The 17411-nt window shown below is 72.8% G+C and carries 18 protein-coding genes; 10 read left to right on the forward strand and 8 right to left on the reverse strand.

The genetic code is table 11. From position 1 onward, the window contains the following. Position 1: 1 nt before the first annotated feature. Both ACFYV1_RS18845 and ACFYV1_RS18850 read left to right on the forward strand, forming a co-directional pair. Positions 2 to 424: a Zn-ribbon domain-containing OB-fold protein gene (locus ACFYV1_RS18845; protein WP_389396620.1), complete on the forward strand. Its 423-nt coding sequence runs from the start codon at positions 2 to 4 to the stop codon at positions 422 to 424. After that, complete coding sequence (locus ACFYV1_RS18850; protein WP_389396621.1) at positions 421 to 1197, forward strand: enoyl-CoA hydratase/isomerase family protein; 777 nt, start codon at positions 421 to 423, stop codon at positions 1195 to 1197. Before ACFYV1_RS18845 ends, ACFYV1_RS18850 begins: the two co-directional genes overlap by 4 nt. Before the next feature lie 33 nt (positions 1198 to 1230). Here ACFYV1_RS18850 and ACFYV1_RS18855 read toward each other — a convergent pair whose 3' ends face one another. Beyond that, positions 1231 to 1719 carry a hypothetical protein gene (locus ACFYV1_RS18855; RefSeq protein WP_389396622.1) on the reverse strand — a complete coding sequence of 163 codons (489 nt, stop codon included), beginning with the start codon at positions 1717 to 1719 and terminating at the stop codon, positions 1231 to 1233. Positions 1720 to 1920: 201 nt separating this feature from the next. After that, positions 1921 to 2568: a TetR family transcriptional regulator gene (locus ACFYV1_RS18860; protein WP_389396623.1), complete on the reverse strand. Its 648-nt coding sequence runs from the start codon at positions 2566 to 2568 to the stop codon at positions 1921 to 1923. 289 nt (positions 2569 to 2857) lie between these two features. Between ACFYV1_RS18860 and ACFYV1_RS18865 the strand changes: the two genes are divergently transcribed. Both ACFYV1_RS18865 and ACFYV1_RS18870 read left to right on the forward strand, forming a co-directional pair. Then, positions 2858 to 3832 (forward strand): VOC family protein, encoded by a 975-nt coding sequence (locus ACFYV1_RS18865; protein ID WP_389396624.1) that lies wholly within the window; start codon positions 2858 to 2860, stop codon positions 3830 to 3832. Between the two features lie 240 nt (positions 3833 to 4072). After that, a complete protein-coding gene (locus ACFYV1_RS18870) occupies positions 4073 to 6424 on the forward strand; it encodes a PQQ-binding-like beta-propeller repeat protein (RefSeq protein WP_389396625.1) in 2352 nt (783 codons plus the stop codon). Between the two features lie 247 nt (positions 6425 to 6671). On the opposite strand, the gene ACFYV1_RS18875 is transcribed toward ACFYV1_RS18870, so the two are convergent. Beyond that, complete coding sequence (locus tag ACFYV1_RS18875) at positions 6672 to 7754, reverse strand: sensor histidine kinase (protein ID WP_389396626.1); 1083 nt, start codon at positions 7752 to 7754, stop codon at positions 6672 to 6674. Next, a complete protein-coding gene (locus tag ACFYV1_RS18880; protein WP_389396627.1) occupies positions 7747 to 8442 on the reverse strand; it encodes a response regulator transcription factor in 696 nt (231 codons plus the stop codon). The genes ACFYV1_RS18875 and ACFYV1_RS18880 overlap by 8 nt, the downstream gene beginning before the upstream one ends. 87 nt (positions 8443 to 8529) lie before the next feature. On the opposite strand from ACFYV1_RS18880, the gene ACFYV1_RS18885 reads away from it, so the two are divergent. From ACFYV1_RS18885 to ACFYV1_RS18895, 3 genes are all read left to right on the forward strand, one after another. Then, positions 8530 to 9240: a M15 family metallopeptidase gene (locus ACFYV1_RS18885; RefSeq protein WP_389396628.1), complete on the forward strand. Its 711-nt coding sequence runs from the start codon at positions 8530 to 8532 to the stop codon at positions 9238 to 9240. A gap of 155 nt (positions 9241 to 9395) precedes the next feature. Continuing rightward, on the forward strand, positions 9396 to 10391 hold the full coding sequence (locus tag ACFYV1_RS18890) for an endonuclease/exonuclease/phosphatase family protein (RefSeq protein ID WP_389396897.1): 996 nt from the start codon (positions 9396 to 9398) through the stop codon (positions 10389 to 10391). Positions 10392 to 10619: 228 nt separating this feature from the next. Further along, positions 10620 to 11249, forward strand: a complete 630-nt coding sequence (locus ACFYV1_RS18895) for a hypothetical protein (protein WP_389396629.1) — start codon at positions 10620 to 10622, stop codon at positions 11247 to 11249. Here the strand turns inward: ACFYV1_RS18895 and ACFYV1_RS18900 are convergent. Together ACFYV1_RS18900 and ACFYV1_RS18905 are read right to left on the reverse strand one after the other, a co-directional pair. Continuing rightward, positions 11236 to 11721: a nitroreductase family deazaflavin-dependent oxidoreductase gene (locus ACFYV1_RS18900; protein ID WP_389396630.1), complete on the reverse strand. Its 486-nt coding sequence runs from the start codon at positions 11719 to 11721 to the stop codon at positions 11236 to 11238. The two genes, ACFYV1_RS18895 and ACFYV1_RS18900, sit on opposite strands and share 14 nt — an antisense overlap. Then, a complete protein-coding gene (locus ACFYV1_RS18905; RefSeq protein ID WP_389396631.1) occupies positions 11721 to 13007 on the reverse strand; it encodes an acyl-CoA dehydrogenase family protein in 1287 nt (428 codons plus the stop codon). The genes ACFYV1_RS18900 and ACFYV1_RS18905 overlap by 1 nt, the downstream gene beginning before the upstream one ends. 174 nt (positions 13008 to 13181) lie before the next feature. Here ACFYV1_RS18905 and ACFYV1_RS18910 point away from each other — a divergent pair, with 174 nt between their 5' ends. Both ACFYV1_RS18910 and ACFYV1_RS18915 read left to right on the forward strand, forming a co-directional pair. Continuing rightward, a complete protein-coding gene (locus ACFYV1_RS18910) occupies positions 13182 to 14351 on the forward strand; it encodes an acetyl-CoA acetyltransferase (protein WP_389396632.1) in 1170 nt (389 codons plus the stop codon). Between the two features lie 38 nt (positions 14352 to 14389). Further along, positions 14390 to 15070 carry a pyridoxal 5'-phosphate synthase gene (locus tag ACFYV1_RS18915; protein WP_389396633.1) on the forward strand — a complete coding sequence of 227 codons (681 nt, stop codon included), beginning with the start codon at positions 14390 to 14392 and terminating at the stop codon, positions 15068 to 15070. Here ACFYV1_RS18915 and ACFYV1_RS18920 read toward each other — a convergent pair. Beyond that, positions 15019 to 15453: a Zn-ribbon domain-containing OB-fold protein gene (locus ACFYV1_RS18920; protein WP_389396898.1), complete on the reverse strand. Its 435-nt coding sequence runs from the start codon at positions 15451 to 15453 to the stop codon at positions 15019 to 15021. The genes ACFYV1_RS18915 and ACFYV1_RS18920 overlap by 52 nt on opposite strands. 149 nt (positions 15454 to 15602) lie before the next feature. Continuing rightward, complete coding sequence (locus ACFYV1_RS18925) at positions 15603 to 16055, reverse strand: DoxX family protein (protein WP_389396634.1); 453 nt, start codon at positions 16053 to 16055, stop codon at positions 15603 to 15605. Positions 16056 to 16221: 166 nt separating this feature from the next. On the opposite strand from ACFYV1_RS18925, the gene ACFYV1_RS18930 reads away from it, so the two are divergent. Next, positions 16222 to 17385, forward strand: a complete 1164-nt coding sequence (locus tag ACFYV1_RS18930; protein ID WP_389396635.1) for a flavin-containing monooxygenase — start codon at positions 16222 to 16224, stop codon at positions 17383 to 17385. Positions 17386 to 17411: the final 26 nt, after the last annotated feature.

Below are 17411 nucleotides of genomic sequence, written 5' to 3' on the forward strand. Positions count from 1 at the left end.
GATGCTGCGACCGGTCGTCGACGACGACGGAGCACCGTTCTGGGAGTACGCGGCCCGCGGCGAACTGCGTGTCCAGGCCTGCGCCGCACCGGCCTGCGGCGAACTGCGCTTCCCGCCCCGGCCCTGCTGCCCGCGGTGCGGTTCGTTCGACAGCGAGTGGCGCCGTATGAGCGGCCGAGGCCGCGTCTGGTCGTACGTGCTCCCCCACCCGCCGCTGCTCCCCGGCTATGCCGAACTGGCCCCCTACAACGCCGTCGTCGTCGAGCTCGCCGACGCTCCGCGCATCCGGCTCGTCGGCAATGTGGTGGCCGCCCCGGACGCGCCGCTGAACTCCGTCGATCCGTCCCGGCTGCGCGTCGGCGCAGGTGTGCGCGTCGCGTTCGACGGTGACGGGATACCGCGCTGGCTCCTGGAGCGCCCGTGAGCGTCAGGGTGGACAGGGACAAGGACACGGGTGTCGCCCTGGTCACCCTCGACCGGCCGGCCAGGCACAACGCGATCGACCTGGACATGACCCGTGAACTCGGCGCGGTCTGGCGGGAGTTCCGCCTGGACGAGTCGGTGCGGGCGGCAGTGGTCACGGGCGCCGGCGGCAAGGCGTTCTGCACGGGCATCGACCGCTCGGCCGAGGTCCCGCAGCCGCCCTCCCCCTACTCCCTCGACGACCCGCTCCTCACCATCGGCCCCAAGGCCAACGACCTGTGGAAGCCGGTGATCGCCGCCGTGGAGGGCATGGCCTGCGGCGGAGCGTTCTATCTCCTCGGCGAGAGCGAGTTCGTGATCGCCTCGCGCGCGGCGACGTTCTTCGATCCGCACACCACGTACGGCATGGTCAGCGCCTACGAGTCGGTCCTCATGGCGCAGCGGATGCCGCCGGGCGAGGTGGCCCGGACGGCCCTGATGGGCACGGCGGAGCGGCTGACGGCCCGGCGGGCGTACGAGATCGGGATGGTCAGCGAACTGACGGAGCCCGGTGGCGCGGCAGCGGCGGCGCTGGCCGCCGCCGCGGTGGTGGCGTCACACCCGACGGAGGCCGTCCAGGGGACGGTCCGCGCCGTGTGGTCGGCCACCGAGGCGTCGCGTCTCCAGGCGCTCGCCCATGCCCCGCACCTGGTAGCGCTCGGCAACCTGCCGCCGCGGCGGCAGGCCGAGCTGTTCACGAGCGGTCGGGGCAGGAGCGACTTCCGTCTGCGCTGACCGGCCGGCCGAGGCCGGCCGGGGGTGCCCGGGTCAGCTACGGCTGGCCCGGGAGACCTCGCACTTGGTGTACTCGGAGCCGTCACCGGAGCCGGTGTACGGGGTGGTCAGCTCCGCGGACTGGGTGGAGCCCGCGGTGACCGCGATCGCGGACTTCGTCGCGGTGGCCGGGGTCACGGTGCTGCCGGCGCCGCCGGTGAACTTCATGGTGACGTTGTAGTCGTAGTCCAGCACACCGCTGTTGTCGATGGTGATCTTCGCGGTCAGGTTCTTCGTCGCCGCGTCGTACTTGCACTCGTCGATGGTCACATCGCGTGCGGCCTTGTCGGCGCCGGAGCCTCCGGGCACCGAACCGCCGCTGCTGCTGCCGGAGCTGTCGTCGTCGCGGTTGCTGCCGCCGCTGGAGGACGAGCTGCTCGAGCTGCTGGAGTTGTCACAGCCGCCTCCGGATCCACGGGCCCCGGTCAGTGCGACGAGCGCGATACCGAAGACAGCAATGGCGCGGACATGGCGAATTTTCACGTTTCAACCCCCGTTGAAAGTGTCGGCGAATGGGCTCGATTGACGAGCGCACGTCACCCTAGCAGCGCCGGGGACGGCCGAATGACGCCGTTGCGCCGGACCTGGCCCGCGCAAACACCGGCGGCGGCCGCCCCTCGAGGGGACGACCGCCGCCGGCGTGACAGGACTCTCGTGCGGTACGGGCGGGCCTCCGCCCCGCGGTTACCGCGTCGGCTTCTTGCCCGTGATGCCCAGGTGCACCAACAGGGCGAGGTTCGGCTTCAGTTCGGCCTGCTTGACCCCCCAGGTCGTGAAGCCCTTCTGGTGCGAGGCGACCGCGGCCAGCATCGCGACCAGCGATCCCGCCATGGCGGCCGGGCTGACGTCCTTGTCGACCTTGCCCTTGCTCTGCAGGTCCTTCACCGCGTCCGTGAGGGAGTTGGTGACCGAGTTCAGGATCTTCATGCGGATCTTGTAGAACCGTTTGTCGCCTTCCGCGGCGCCGAGGTCGACGACGCGCAGGATGGCGTCGTTGCGGCGCCAGAAGTCGAGGAATCCCTCGACCAGTTCCTCGGAGGTCTGCCGGCCGGCCTTGCCGACCCAGCTGCGGCCGGAGACCAGTTCGGTCAACTCCGCGCCTTCCTTGGCCATTTCCTCGGCGATCTCGAGAACGGCGCCCTCGACATCGGGGAAGTACTGGTAGAACGTCGCGGGCGAAGTACCCGCTTTCCGGGCCACATCGATGACTTTGACATCCCGATACGGCGACGAGCTGAGCATTTCACTGAGGCAGTCGAGCAGCTTCTGCCGCGTCGCCTGGCCGCGTCGTCCGGCGACCCGGCCGTCGACGGTGCGCACTTGTCCTGTCATGCCGTCAGCTTACCGAGGGGTGATCCGCGCGCGATTCGGCCGAGTGCAAATGGGGTGCCCACTACAGAGGGCGATAGTGTTATCAACAGCCTGTGGACAACTTCGGTGGACAACCGAACGGAATTCGGCCCACCGAAGGCACTCCCACACCTTTCCGGCCACTCCGCGCTACTCCGCCCCGGAATCCGCCTATTCAAGAGCAAACGTTCGATTTGTTTTCGCGCGGACCGCGTGATGCCCCGTTAGCTTGATTGTGACGGGTACCACACCCAGGGAAGGAAACAGGTCCATGGCCGCATTCACAGAGGGCACGCCGTGCTGGGTGGACGCATCCCTCCCCGACGTGGAGGCGGGCAAGCGCTTCTACGGCGAGCTCTTCGGGTGGACCTTCACCGAACGAGGCGGCGGCCAGGCCCCCGGGGGCCGTGTCCGGGGCCGTCGCGCCGACGCCTACAGCGACGGCCTGCTCGTCGCCGCGCTCACGCCCAAACAGGACGGGCGCATGCCCACCGTCTGGGGCGTCTACTTCGCCACCCCCGACGCCAAGGCCCTCGGGCGGCGCATCGCCGAGAAGGGCGGACAGGTGATCATCGACCCGCTCCCCACGGGCGACGAGGGGATCTCGGCCGTCGTCGCCGATCCCGGAGGCGCGGTGTTCGGCCTGTGGCAGGCCGGCGAGCGGACCGGTTTCGAGAAGCGGGGCGAACCGAACTCGTTCTGCTGGACCGAGGTCCACACGCGGGACGAGCGGCGCGCGGACGCCTTCTACGAGTCGGTCTTCGGCTACCGGGGCACCGACCTGACAGGCCCCATGGCCGGTTTCCGGATGTGGTCCCCCGCGGGCACGGAACCGGGCGAGGACACGGCCGTCGCCGGGCGCAGCGTGATCACCGACGAGTTCCCTCCCGAGATGCCCGGGCACTTCCTCGTCCACTTCCGCGTCCACGACTGCGACGCGGCGGCCGAGACGGTCGTCCGGCTCGGCGGACGGATCCGCTCCGCTCCCGCCGACACCCCGTACGGCCGGACCGCCACCTTCGGCGACAACCAGGGCGCCACCTTCGCGGTACTGGCGGAGCCGGACCGCACGGCGGCCCCCGGCCGTGAGAGGGACGGCGCGAAGGACGGCGAGGAGGCACGCGGCGGCGGCGGCTCCAGCAGGTTCGACCCGCGGGCACCGGAGGCCGCCGAGGAGTCCGAGACGGCCGGGCCCGCCGCCTTCGACGAATCCGGACCCGGCGGCGCGGGCGAGAAGGCAGGCTGAGCCTGCGGCTGCCCGGCACCGGATCGGCGGCCCGCCGGGTCCCGCGGCCGGGCCCGCGCCGACCGCGGTGCCCGAAACGCGGTGAGACACCCCTATCCGCCCCCGGGTTCGCAACCGTGGCCCCGGACAGGAAGAATCAGGGTGCTCACCGCAGAGGGGCTCGATGGTGAGACCCTGCACGGGGCTGTAAGTGAACGGGCCCGTTTCGTGGGAGCCCGTACGGGGAGGTGGCACGCAGGTATGGAGCAGCTGACGCAGCACGACCCGAGACGGATCGGTCCGTTCGAGGTGCTGGGCCGGCTCGGTGCCGGTGGCATGGGACTGGTCTATCTCGCCAGGTCGGCGTCCGGCCGCCGGGTCGCGATCAAGACGGTGCGCACCGAGCTCGCCGAGGACCAGCTGTTCCGCGTCCGGTTCACGCGCGAGGTGGAGGCGGCCCGCGCGGTCAGCGGCTTCTACACCGCCGCCGTGGTCGACGCCGACCCGCGCGCCGCCGTGCCGTGGCTGGCCACCGCGTACGTCCCCGCCCCCTCCCTCGAGGAGATCATCAACGAGTGCGGGCCGCTGCCCGCCCAGGCCGTGCGGTGGCTCGCGGCAGGTATCGCGGAGGCCCTGCAGTCCATCCACGGCGCGGGGCTCGTCCACCGGGACCTCAAGCCGTCCAATGTGCTGGTCGTGGAGGACGGACCCCGGGTCATCGACTTCGGCATCGCGTCCGGCGTCTCCAACACCCGGCTGACCATGACCAACGTCGCCGTCGGCACGCCCGCGTACATGTCGCCGGAGCAGGCGCGCGACTCCCGCAGCGTGACCGGCGCGAGCGACGTCTTCTCGCTCGGCTCCACCCTGGTCTTCGCGGCCACCGGACACGCGCCGTTCCACGGCGCCAACCCGGTCGAGACGGTGTTCATGCTGCTGCGTGAGGGCCCCGACCTCGAGGGCCTCCCCGACGAGCTGCGGCCTCTGATCGACGCGTGCATGCAGATGGACCTCGGTCTGCGGCCCACACCGGAGGACCTGCAGGCGCAGCTCGCGCCGCACCTCTTCTCGTCCGGCGGCGACGACAGCGGCACCGCCTCCGCGTGGCTGCCCTCCAGCGCCACCGCGATGATCGAGACACGTCGCGGCGGCGGCCGCGCGCAGCCCGTGCCGCAGCGCCCCGCACCCTCCCGCCCCAGCACCCCGCCGCCGGTCCCGCACGCCCCGCCGCAGCCGCCCGTCCAGCCGCCCGTGCCCGTGCCCTCCCTGGGGGCGGCGGTACAGCTGGCCGGCTCCAAGGTGCCCATCGGGCCCGGCCCGCGGGTCGCCGACACGACCCGCGCCGCGCTCGCGGAGGCCGGGCCCGCCACCGGCTGGGTGCGCCCGCCCGGCGGTCTCAACGGCGCGGAGCCCGCGAGCAGCGCCGTACTGACGCCCTCGCCCGTCCCGCCCCCCGCGCACGCCCCCGACGCCGGGCCCGGCCACTGGCGGCCCTGGCGCTTCCGCATGTCGAACGACGTCTGGGGCACCCCGGTCGTCGACGGCGAGCTGCTGTACGTCACCTCGTTCGAGGTCCACGCCCTGGACGTGGGAACCGGCCGCCGGCAGTTCAAGACCCGGGACGTGGCATGGGCCATGGCCGTCGCCGCGGGCCGGATCCACGCCTCCGACGGGCCGACGCTGTACGCGCTGGACGCCGCGACCGGCAACGAGCGCTGGCGGCTCCAGACCGACGCCTGGGTCTACTCACTCAAGGTCGACCGCGGCACGGTCGTCACCGGCACGCGCGGCGGCGGCGTACAGGCCTGGGAGGCGTCCAACGGCGAGAAGCTGTGGGAGATCACGGGCGCCCAGACCGACTTCGAGACGCCGGAGGCCGGGCCCGCGGTCTTCGGCGACACCGTGTACGTGTGGAAGGACGCCCGCCTGCGCGCCCTGGAGGCCCGCACGGGCGACGAGCGCTGGTCGTACCCGATCGGCGACGCCGCGTCCTGCGGGAACGTGCCGGTGCGGGTGCAGCCCGCGCCCGACGGCTATGTGTACGTCTCCGCCGGCACCCGTGTGCTCGCCGTCGACATCGCGTCCGGCCTGGTGCGCTGGCACTTCGAGGCGCCCGCGGTCTTCCTCTCGCCGCCCGCCTTCGCCCCCGGCCCCGCCGTCACCGGCGGCGGCGTGTACCTCGCGGACTACCTCGGCACCGTGTACGCCCTCGACGCCACGACCGGCAAGGACCGCTGGCGCATCGCGACGGAGTCCCGCCAGTCCAGCGAGCCCGTGCTGATCGCGGCGGGCAACGTGCACGTCGGCAGCGGCAGCGCGCTCTACACGCTGGACGCGGTGACCGGCACGCCGATGTGGCGCTTCGCCGCCGGCGGCGAGGTCGTCGGCACACCGGTGGTCGCGGACGGCCGTGTCCACTTCGGCTCCGCCGACCATGTGCTGTACACGCTCGACGCGAGCGGTGGCCAGCTGCGCTGGAAGCTGGCGACGGGCGGCGAGATCACGGGCTCGCCGGTGGCGCAGAACGGTGTGGTGTACGCGTGCAGCAAGGACCGCTGCGTGTACGCGCTGGACGCGGTCAAGGGGACGGCGACGGGCCGCACCACGCGCTGACGCCGCCCGGCCCGCCCGCGGCGGCCGCGGGCGGGTGGTGTCTCCCGAGCCACCGGGCGCAGGGGGGGCGGCCCCACCGCCCAGGAACCGGGGCTCCGCACGGTGCCGACGGTCCGGCCCCGCTGACCGGGCAGCACCCTCAGTGGCGTCGGACCCGAAGCCGGACCGGACGTACCCGCGCCCGGAGCGGGACGCCGGGGACGGTCGCGGCCCCACTGCGTCGGCGGCGCGTCGAATCCTCGAGTCCTCACCTTCCGGCGTACGGGGGCGTCGCGGGCAGTTCCACCGTGACGCGCATCCCGCCGGCGGGGCGCGGGGCGAGCGTGAGTGTCCCGTCGTGCGCCCGGGTGATGGTCCTGACGATGGCCAGCCCCAGGCCGACACCCGCGTGGTCGGTGTGCACGCGCTCGGTGCCCCGCTGGAAGGGTTCGGTGAGGGTCGGTACCAGCTGCGGGGAGAGCCGCTCGCCGGTGTTCTCGACGGTGAGGACCACGGTGTCGCGACGGACGCCGGTGTGGACGCGTACGCTGCCGTTTTCCCGCAGGTTGTGGACGATCGCGTTCTGCACGAGGTTCGTGGTCAGCTGGAGCAGGAGCGCCGGCGATCCGGTCGTGGGAGCGATGTCGCCGCCGGTTTCGAGGGTCACGCCGTTCTTCTCCGCGAGGGGGAGGAGTGTTTCCGCGGCTTCCTCCGCCATCAGGGACAGGTCGACGTGTTCCCGGGTGAAGGACCTCTGCTCGGCGCGGCTGAGCAGGAGCAGTGCCTCGGTGAGGTCGATGGCTCGGGTGTTCACGGCGTGGAGGCGGTCGAGGAGTTCGCCGGTGTCGTGGTCCGGATCGCTGCGGGCCACGTCGAGGAGCGACTTCGAGATCGCCAGTGGCGTGCGCAGCTCGTGAGAGGCGTTGGTCGCGAATCTCCGCTGCTCGGCGACGTGTGTTTCGAGCCGTACGAGCATCGTGTCGAAGGCGTCGGCGAGTTCGCGGAACTCGTCCTCGCGGCCCGGCAGCCGGATGCGGTGCGAGAGTGATCCGTTCGCGGCCATGCGGGTGGCGTGCGTGATGCGGTTCAGCGGGGCGAGCATGCGGCCGGCGAGGAACCACCCTCCCACGAGGCCGAACACCAGCAGGAACAACATCGTGACGCCCGCCATCGGCGCGAAGTCGCGTGCCACGGAGAGACGGTAGTCGGGCGGGAAGACGAGCCCGACGTGCGTCACACGGGTCAGGAACAACCACCCGGCGACGAGCATCAGGACGCCGGCCAGCATGAGGAATCCGGTGTAGCTGAGGGTGAGTCTGAGGCGAACGCTCGGACCCGGCGGCCTATCCACGGTCCCCTCGCTCACGTCCGGTGCCGGGAGCCGTGTCGATGCGGTAGCCGACACCCGGCACGGTGGCGATCAGCCAGGGTTCACCGAGGCGCTTGCGCAGGGCCGAGACCGTGATGCGTACGGCGTTGGTGAACGGGTCGGCGTTCTCGTCCCACGCGCGTTCCAGGAGTTCTTCGGCACTGACGACACCTCCTTCCGCGGCGGCGAGGACTTCGAGCACGGCGAACTGCTTACGGGTGAGCGCGACGTAGCGGTCGTCGCGGTAGACCTCGCGGCGGAACGGATCGAGACGCAGCCCGGCGATCTCCCGCACGGGCGGCCTGTTGTGTGCGCGCCTGCGGTCGAGCGCCCGCAGCCGCATGACGAGTTCCCGGAGCTCGAACGGTTTGGTGAGGTAGTCGTCGGCGCCGAGTTCGAACCCGGAGGCCTTGTCGTCGAGACGGTCGGCCGCGGTGAGCATGAGGATCGGCATGCCGCTGCCGGAGGCGACGATGCGTCCGGCGATCTCGTCACCTGACGGTCCGGGGATGTCGCGGTCGAGGACGGCGATGTCGTAGGTGTTGAAGCCGAGCAGTTCCAGTGCGGTGTCGCCGTCACCGGCGATGTCGGCCGCGATCGCTTCCAGACGCAGGCCGTCGCGGATGGCTTCCGCCATGTAGGGCTCGTCCTCGACGATCAAGACACGCATGTCCTCAAGGCTACGAGTGGGCGCATATCGTCGGCGTATCGAAAACCGCATACGTGCCGGCAACATCGCGCTGCCTTCACTGGCGGCATGACTCGAGCCCCAGCATCGGCACGGACCACGCCCCGCCGGGTGCGGCGGCTGCTTGCCGTCGGCCTGACGGTCGCCACGGCGGTGATCACCGCGACGGTCCTCTTCCACCAGGCGCCGGAGTCCTCGTCCCGGTCGTCGTCACTGCCTTCTTCACCCCGCCCCTCCTCCGCGCCTCCCGCCCCCTCTGCATCGCCCTCGCGCCCCTCCGACGCGGCGCCCTCGTTCGCGCCCGGGAGGGAGCCTCCTGAGGCCGTGGGCGAGGCGGACGGTGTCGTCCCCGACGGAGCGACGGTCTTCGACGAAGCGATTCCCGCCGTGGCCAACCTCGATCCCGGTCTGATCCGGGCCCTCCGCCGGGCGGCAGGGGACGCCGCCGTCGACGGAGTCGAGTTCGACGTCAACAGCGGCTGGCGTTCCCCGGACTACCAGAACCGGCTTCTTCGCGAGGCGGTCTCGAGGTACGGGTCCGAGGAGGAGGCCGGCCGGTGGGTGGCCACCGCGGCGACGTCTCCCCATGTGTCGGGGGACGCGGTCGACATCGGGGGCTCCGACGCGACGCGGTGGCTGGCCGAGCACGGCGCCGGGTACGGGCTGTGCCAGATCTACCGGAACGAACCCTGGCACTACGAACTCCGCGCCGACGCGATCGACCGTGGCTGCCCCCGGATGTACGCCGACCCCACACACGACCCGAGGATGCGGCAGTGAACAGCAGTGAGCGAGGACGGACGATGACGCGGGTGGACACGGCGGAGACCGGACGGCACGGCCGGGCGGACACCGATGCGCCGGGCACCGATGCGCCGGGCACCGGAGCCGGCGCCCCGGCGGCGGCCGGTACCGGCGCGACCTGGCATGCGGTCATGCACCGGGCGATCCGCGCCCGCTCCGGGCCGGGGCTGTGGAGGCGTGGCCCGGTGCTCGCGGCGGCCGCGCTCGTGCTGGGGCTGCTCATGCTGCTGCACGCGCGGATCACCGACCGCGGTGGCCTCGGCAGCCTGGTGGAGACCTTCCTGCCGTGGTTCGGCCTGTTCGTCCCGGTGCTGCTCGCCGCCGCGCTGTGGCACCGGTCGGCGCCCGCGCTGGTCGCGCTGCTGCTGCCGGCCACGGTGTGGCTGAACCTCTTCGGCGGGCTGCTCGGCGACAGGTCCCGGTCGGGCGGTGACCTGACGGTGGTCAGCCACAACGTCGGGGCAGAGAACCCCGATCCGGCCGGCACCGCCCGCGCCCTGGCCGCGTCGGGTGCGGACGTGCTGGCACTGGAGGAGATCACCCACCGGGCCCGCGGCACGTACGAGAAGGAGCTGGCGAAGGCGTACCCCTACCACTCGGTGCAGGGCACGGTCGGACTGTGGAGCAGGCTGCCCCTGTCGGACACCCGGCCGGTCGACATCAGGCAGGACGTCGGACCGCTGGGGGACAGCAAGCCGGCCGAGGTCAAGCTGGCCGACAACCGGGCGCTGCGCACCACGGTCGCCACGGACCACGGACCGCTGGCGGTGTACGTGGCCCACCTGGGATCCGTACGGCTGAACCCCGGGGGGGGCTTCTGGACGGACTCGCGGGACAGGAACGCCCAAGCGCTCGGCGAGGCCCTCGCCGCGGAGCGGAACGAGCGGGTGGTGCTGCTCGGAGACCTGAACGGCACCATGGACGACGGCGCGTTCGACGGCATCACCGCACAGCTGCGCTCGGCCCAGGACACGGCCGGGAAGGGCTTCGGCTTCAGCTGGCCGGCGAAGTTCCCGGTCGCGCGGATCGACCAGATCCTGGTCCGCGGCGTGGAACCGCGGAGCTCGTGGCTGCTGCCGGAGACCGGCAGCGACCACCTGCCGGTGGCGGCCGCCATCAGCTGGTGAACACCCGCACACGTCGTCGGCACGTCGGCAGCCGGGGGCGGTCCGGGCGGGCCCCGGCACGGCGGGGCGGGTGGGCCGCCCGGCGGCGCAGGTCGGGGCCCGCACCGGGCCAGGGGGACCGCGGAGGTGTGTTCCGTGCGGCGATGGCGGGGTACCCGCCCCCGGCGTAGCGTCGTGAACACGAGAGTGCGTGTCACGACCTCGTGGCTGACACAAGGAGGCCCGGCGATGATCCGTAATGTCATCGGCTCGATCCTCGCTCTCATCGGAGCGACGGCCGCCGTATGGAGCCCCTTCCGTGACTGGTACGACGGCCGTCACGGGCGCGACTACCGCGTCCAGGACCTCTTCGGAGGCATCACGGCGGACGACGGGGGACTGGTCACCTCCCTGCTCCTCCCCATGGTCTTCGCCGCACTGGTGACGCTGGTCGGTCTCCTGCTGCGGTCCCGGCTGCTCGTGGCGCTCGCCGGCGTGCTCGTTCTGGGGTTCACGATCTTGTGGATGGTCCGCCAGGGCCAGGACGCCGGGAGTCTGACGGCGGGCGGTGACGGCAACGGCCTCGGTCTGGGCGTGGCCCTCGCCCTCGGCGGCGGCGTGCTCCTGCTGCTGGCCGCCGCGCTGATGAGCGGCCGGCGCGCGCTGCGCCGCAGGCGTGAGGAACCGTACGACGAGGAGCCTCCGGGTCATGTGCCGGAGGACGACTGGGGCCCGTACGGGCGGGATCCGAGCGGACCGGTCCCCTACCGGGGCCGGCACCGGGACAGGGACAGGGACACGGCGCCGTATCCGCAGCAGTACGACGAGGGGCCGGAGCCGGAGGCGCCGACGCGGCACGGCAGGTTCAGGCGCCACTGACGTCGCGGCGGACCAGGCGGAACACGCGGATCTCCCGGTCGACGCGTGCCTGGTAGGTCTCGTACGGGGGCCAGAAGCGCAGGGCCGACCGCCAGGCCTCCGTACGCGCCGCGCCCGTGAGGAGCGTGGCGCGGACCGGGATCGTCACGCCCTTCCAGCTCACCTCCGCATCGGGTCGCGCGATCAGGTTCGCCGTCCAGGACGGGTGCGCGGGGCGGCCGAAGTTGGAGCCGATCAGGAGCCAGCCGCCGGATTCCTCCGGCAGGCAGGCGAGTGGTGTCGACCTCGGCATGCCGGTCCTCGCGCCGCGGACGGTGAGGACGAGGCCGGGCAGCATCCGCGCGCTCGGCAGCACCTTTCCGCCGGTCAGCCGGTGGACCGCGCGGTCCATCGCCGGGATGACGTGCGGTGCGGCCTTCGCGAAGGCCCGGGTGGACGAGATCCGCTGGATCAGGCGGAGGGCCGTGGACATCAGGCCGCCGCCCCGCCGGCGCCGCCGGCCCGATCGGCACCGCCGGTCCGATCGGCACCGCCGGTCCTGCCGGTTCTGCCGGCCCTGCCGGTCCTGCCGGTCCTGTCGGCCCCGTTCGGAGTGAAGAGCCCGGCCCGTTCCGCCGCCGCGTCGCGGAGCCGGTGGACGGGTCCGAGGAGGAGTTCGTCGGCGGCGGCCCGTTTGAAGTAGAGGTGCGCCTCGTGTTCCCAGGTGAAGCCGATGCCGCCGTGCAGTTGGATCGCCTCGCCCGCGACGGTGCGCAGCGCCTCCAGTGCCTGTGCGAGCGCCAGCGGGCCCGCGGCCCGGTCCCAGGCCGCGTAGTAGGCGGCGGAGCGGGCCGCCTGGACACGGACGTACAGGTCGGCGAGGCGGTGTTTGACGGCTTGGAAGGAACCGATCGGACGGCCGAACTGCTCACGGGCCCTGACATGTTCCAGGGTCCTCGACAGCGCGCCCGCGGCTGCTCCCGTCGCTTCCGCCGCGAGGAGTACGGCGGCACCGGATCCGGTCGCGGCGAGGGCGGCGGGGACGGCCGCGGGGTCGTCGGCCGCGGCGTCGGCACCCAGCAGCAGGGCGGGGCAGTCACGGAGCTGCAGCCGCGCCTGCGGGCGGGTCTCGTCGAGTGCCGTCAGCCGGGTGCGGGTGAGGCCGGGGGCGTCGGCCTCGACCCGGAAGAGCAGGGCCCGGCTGCGCGGGAAGCCGCCGGTGTGCGCGGCGACGAGCAGCAGCCGGGCGCTGTGGCCGTCGAGCACCTGGGGGGCCTCTCCGTACAGGGTCCAGCCGTCACCGGCCCGGCGTGCCTGGATGCCGCCCGCCCGGCCGCCGCCGGCCCATTCGCCCGCCGCGTTGTCCCCGGTCAGCCCGAGAGCGTCGGCGAGGCTGCCGGGTACGGCGAGTGCGCAGGTCAGCGAGGAGTCGGCGATGCGGGGCAGGAGTGCGGCGCGCTGCTCGGGGCTGCCGAGCGCGGTGATCAGGGGTGCGGCGAGGCCGGCCGTGGCGAGCAGGGGCGACGGCAGCAGGACCCGGCCGGTCTCCTCGCAGGCGAGGGCGAGTTCGGTGAGGGTGCAGCCCGCGCCCCCGAAGTCCGCCGGAAGCGCGAGGCCGGCCAGGCCGAGCCGGCCGGCGAGGCGGGCCCACAGCTCGGTGTCGTACCCCTCCGGGGTGCGGGCGGCGGCCGCGGACTCGGCGGGGCCCGCGTGTCTGGTCAGCACGTCGCGCAGGGTGCGGCGGATCCCGTCCTGCTCGGCGGTGAAGGCGGCGTCCATGCGCGGCTCCTCCTCGGTCGTCACGTTCGCCCCAAGGCGATCTGACGGGCCGTCATATTAGACGCGGGCAGGCCGGATGCACAGACACGCGACGACTTCGGGTCGTCCACCGCCCGGCGCCCACGCCGGCCGGCGACTCCCGCCCGGATCCGTTTCTGATGTACCGTCAGATTCATGCCCTCCACACCGCGCAAGGTCGCCGTCGTCGGCACAGCCCTCTCAGACTGCGGCCGCGTCGACGGCCCCACCTCCTACGCGCTCCACGCCCAGGCGGCCCGCCGGGCGCTCGCCGACTCCGGCCTCGACAGAGGCGTCGTCGACGGCCTCTGCTCGGCCGGCCTCGGCACCCTCGCACCGGTCGAGGTCGCCGATTACCTGGGCATCCGGCCGATCTGGGTGGATTCCACGGCCGTCGGCGGCGCCACCTGGGAGGTCATGGCGGCGCACGCGGCCGACGCCATCGCCGCGGGGCACGCGGGCGCGGTGCTGCTCGTCTACGGGTCGACCGCCCGCGCGGACATCAGAGCGGGACGGCGCACCTCCGACCTCTCGTTCGGCACCCGTGGCCCGCTCCAGTTCGAGGTCCCGTACGGTCACACGCTCGTCGCCAAGTACGCGATGGCCGCACGCCGCCACATGTACGAATACGGGACGACACTGGAGCAGCTCGCCCAGGTCGCGGTGCAGGCGCGGGCGAACGCCGCGGCGAACCCGGACGCCATGTTCCGCGACCCGATCACCGTCGACGACGTACTGGACGGGCCGCTGATCGCGGACCCGTTCACCAAGCTGCACTGCTGCATCCGCAGCGACGGCGGCTGTGCGGTGCTGCTCGCGGCCGAGGAGTACGTACCGGACACCGCGAAGGCCCCGGTGTGGATCCTCGGCACCGGCGAGCACGTCTCCCACACCACCATGTCGCAGTGGTCCGACTTCACCGTCTCCCCGGCGGCGGTGAGCGGCCGCCTCGCGTTCGAGCGGGCCGGTGTGCGGCCCGACGAGATCGACATCGCCGAGATCTACGACGCCTTCACCTACATGACCCTGGTGACGCTGGAGGACCTCGGGTTCTGCGGCAAGGGGGAAGGCGGCGCGTTCGTGGAGAAGGGACGGCTGCTGCGCGACGGCGAGCTGCCGGTGAACACCGACGGCGGTGGTCTGTCCGCCGCTCACCCCGGCATGCGCGGCCTGTTCCTCCTGGTCGAGGCCGTACGCCAGCTCCGGGGCGAGGCAGGCGGCCACCAGGTGCGCCGGGCGGACGGGCGGCTGCCCGAGCTCGCGGTCGCGTCGGGGACGGGCGGCTGGTTCTGCTCGTCGGGGACGGTGGTCCTGGGGCGCGGCTGACGCTCCCCCTCCGGGGACCGGGACGGTTGAATACGCCCATGGACCACGAAGAGCGCGACCCCCAGGCCGCCTTCCGCGCACTGCTGCACTCACAGCGGGTCTGGGACGTCCGTCTGCCCCCGTTCGATCCCGCCGCCGCACCCGGGGAGCCGCTGCCGCTGTTCCACCGCTGGTTCGGCGAGGCGGTGGCGGCCGGGCAGACGGAGCCGCACACCATGACGCTTTCGACGGTGGACGCGGCGGGGCGTCCGGACGCGCGGATCGTGATGCTCCACGACGCCGACGAACGCGGCTGGCACTTCGCGTCGCACGCCACGAGCGCGAAGGGCCGGCAGCTCGCCGCCCGGCCGGAGGCGTCACTGGTCTTCTACTGGGCGGCGCAGGGACGACAGGTCAGGGTGCGGGGGAAGGTGGAGTCCGCCACGCCGAAGGAGAGCCGGGCCGATCTCGGCGCCCGCTCCACAGGAGCGCTGGCGGCCGCACTCACCGGGCGGCAGAGCGAAGTGCTCTCCTCGGCGGACGAGTTGGAGCGTGCCTCGCAGGCCGCGTGGGAGCGGGCACGGACGGAGCCGGACGCCCCGGTGCCGACGTGGACGCTGTACGTGCTCGAGCCCGGCGAGGTCGAGTTCTTCCAGGGCGACGAGCGGCGCCGGCACCTGAGACTTCGCTACCGGCGCTCGGCCGGTGGCGGCTGGGAGCGGGAGCTGCTCTGGCCGTGAACCCGGGCGAGGGGGCGGAAGACCGGGACGGTCACGCCGTCCTCCCCCGTACGGAAGGCGGCCTCCAGATCCATCCCGACGGCCAGCCGGCCCGGTGGGCAGTCCACCACCTCCGTCATCATCCGCGGGCCTTCCGCCAGCTCCACGAGCGCCGCCGTGTACGGGACGCGGTCGCGGCACGGCGGCAGGTCGTTGCGGTGGACGACGGACCAGGTGTAGAGCGTGGCGCGGCCGCACGCCCGCTCCCAGACGACGTCCTCGCTCCAGCAGTGCGGGCAGAACTCGCGCGGGTAGTGGTGCGGCCTGCCGCACGCGCCGCAGCGGCGGATCAGGAGCTCCCCCTCGGCGGCGGCGTCCCAGTAGGGGCGGGTGAAGTCGTCGATGCCGGGCGTCGCCGCGGTCGGGCGCGACGAACTCGGGGGGCCCGGGCTCGGACTCGGGGGACCCGGGCTCGGGGACGACGCGCTCGGGGGGCCCGGGCTCGGGAGTGGCCCGCTCGGGGATGACGCGCTCGGGGGCGCCGGGTCGCCGGTCACAGGAAGAGCCCGATCGCGTTGTCGAGCGACCACGCCTGCCAGGACATGGCGAACAGGGCGACGAACGAGATCAGGGCCATCATGGCGTTCTGCCCCTGCTCGGCCCAGTCGTGGATCATGAGGACCAGGTAGAGCAGGTTGAGCAGCAGGCCGCCGACCAGTGCGACCGGCGTGAGCAGGCCGCCGACCAGCCCCAGCCCGAGGGCGAGCTCGGCGTACACGACGACGTACGCCATCACCTTCGGCCGTGGCGCCACGATCGTCTCGAAGCCGGTGCGGACCACCCGCCACCGGTGCTCCGCGGCCACGCCGGCCGCCCAGGTGATGCCCGTACCCCGCTCGAACCAGCCCTTCCTGTCCTTGTGGCGCCAGCTCTCCAGCCACCACAGGCCGAGGCCGATCCGCAGAACGGCGGCCCATTCGGCGCCGGTGAGCAACATCGTCCGCATGTGCCGGACCTCCCCTCCCACGCATTTCTGACGGCGCGTCAGTTCTTTACGCCAGTTCAGCGGATGTGCGCGCCGGGCACAAGGGGGCGGCGTTCGTGACCGATTCGCAACCGAACCCCGTCTTGACTGAGACCCATCAAGTCGGCGGGTCATTACGATCACGCCCATGGCCGACGAAAAGGACAGTCACAGATACCCCGGCACGGACCGGACGAACGACCGGCCCGTGTACGTCGTCGGCGGCGGGCCCGGCGGTCTCGCCGCCGCTGCCGCACTGCGGGAGCGGGGCGTACGGGCTGTCGTGCTCGAGAGGTCCGAGTCGGTCGGCGCGTCCTGGCGGCGGCACTACGACCGGCTCCATCTGCACACCACCCGCAGGCTCTCCGCGCTCCCGGGTCTGCCGATGCCGCGCTCGTTCGGGCGCTGGGTCTCGCGCGACGACGTCGTCCGCTACCTGGAGAAGTACGCCGAGCACCACGAGCTGGAGATCGTCACCGGCGTCGAGGTGTACCGCATCGAGCCGGCCGACGGCGACTGGCTGCTGCACGCCACGGGCGGCCGCCGGCTGACCGGACGCGCGGTCGTGGTGGCCACCGGCCACAACCACACCCCGCGACTGCCGGACTGGCCCGGCCACGACACGTACCGGGGGGAGTTGCTGCACGCCTCCGAGTACCGCAGTCCGGCCCCCTACGCGGGCAAGGACGTACTCGTCGTCGGCGTGGGCAACACCGGCGCGGAGATCGCCGTCGACCTGGTGGAGGGCGGCGCGGCACGGGTACGGCTGGCGATACGCACCGTCCCCCACATCGTGCGCCGCTCCACTGCGGGCTGGCCGGCACAGCGCACCGGCATCCTGGTCCGCCGGCTGCCGGTACGGCTGGTGGACAGGGCCGGCGACCTCATGTGCCGGATCGCCGTCCCGGATCTGACCGAGCACGGCCTGCCCCGCCCCGACACGGGCCTGTACTCCCGCGTCAAGGAGGGCGCGGTCCCGGTGCAGGACGTGGGTCTGATCGAGGCCGTGCGCTCGGGCCGGGTCGAGCCCGTCGCGGCCCTGGAGTCCTTCGACGACGACTTGGCGGTGCTGGCGGACGGCACCCGGATCTCGCCGGACACCGTGATCGCGGCGACCGGCTACCGGCGGGCGCTGGAGGATCTGGTCGGGCACCTCGGAGTGCTCGACGAGCGCGGCCGGCCAATCGTCCACGGCGGCCGGTCGCCCGAACAGGCGCCCGGTCTGTACTTCACCGGCTTCACCAACCCGATCAGCGGGATGCTCCGCGAAATGGCGATCGACGCCAGGAAGATCGCGAGGAGACTCGCCTGAGAACGCGCCCCGCCGGAACGGGCCCG

The sequence above is a fragment of the Streptomyces sp. NPDC003023 genome (genome assembly GCF_042888225.1).
GTDB lineage: Bacteria > Actinomycetota > Actinomycetes > Streptomycetales > Streptomycetaceae > Streptomyces.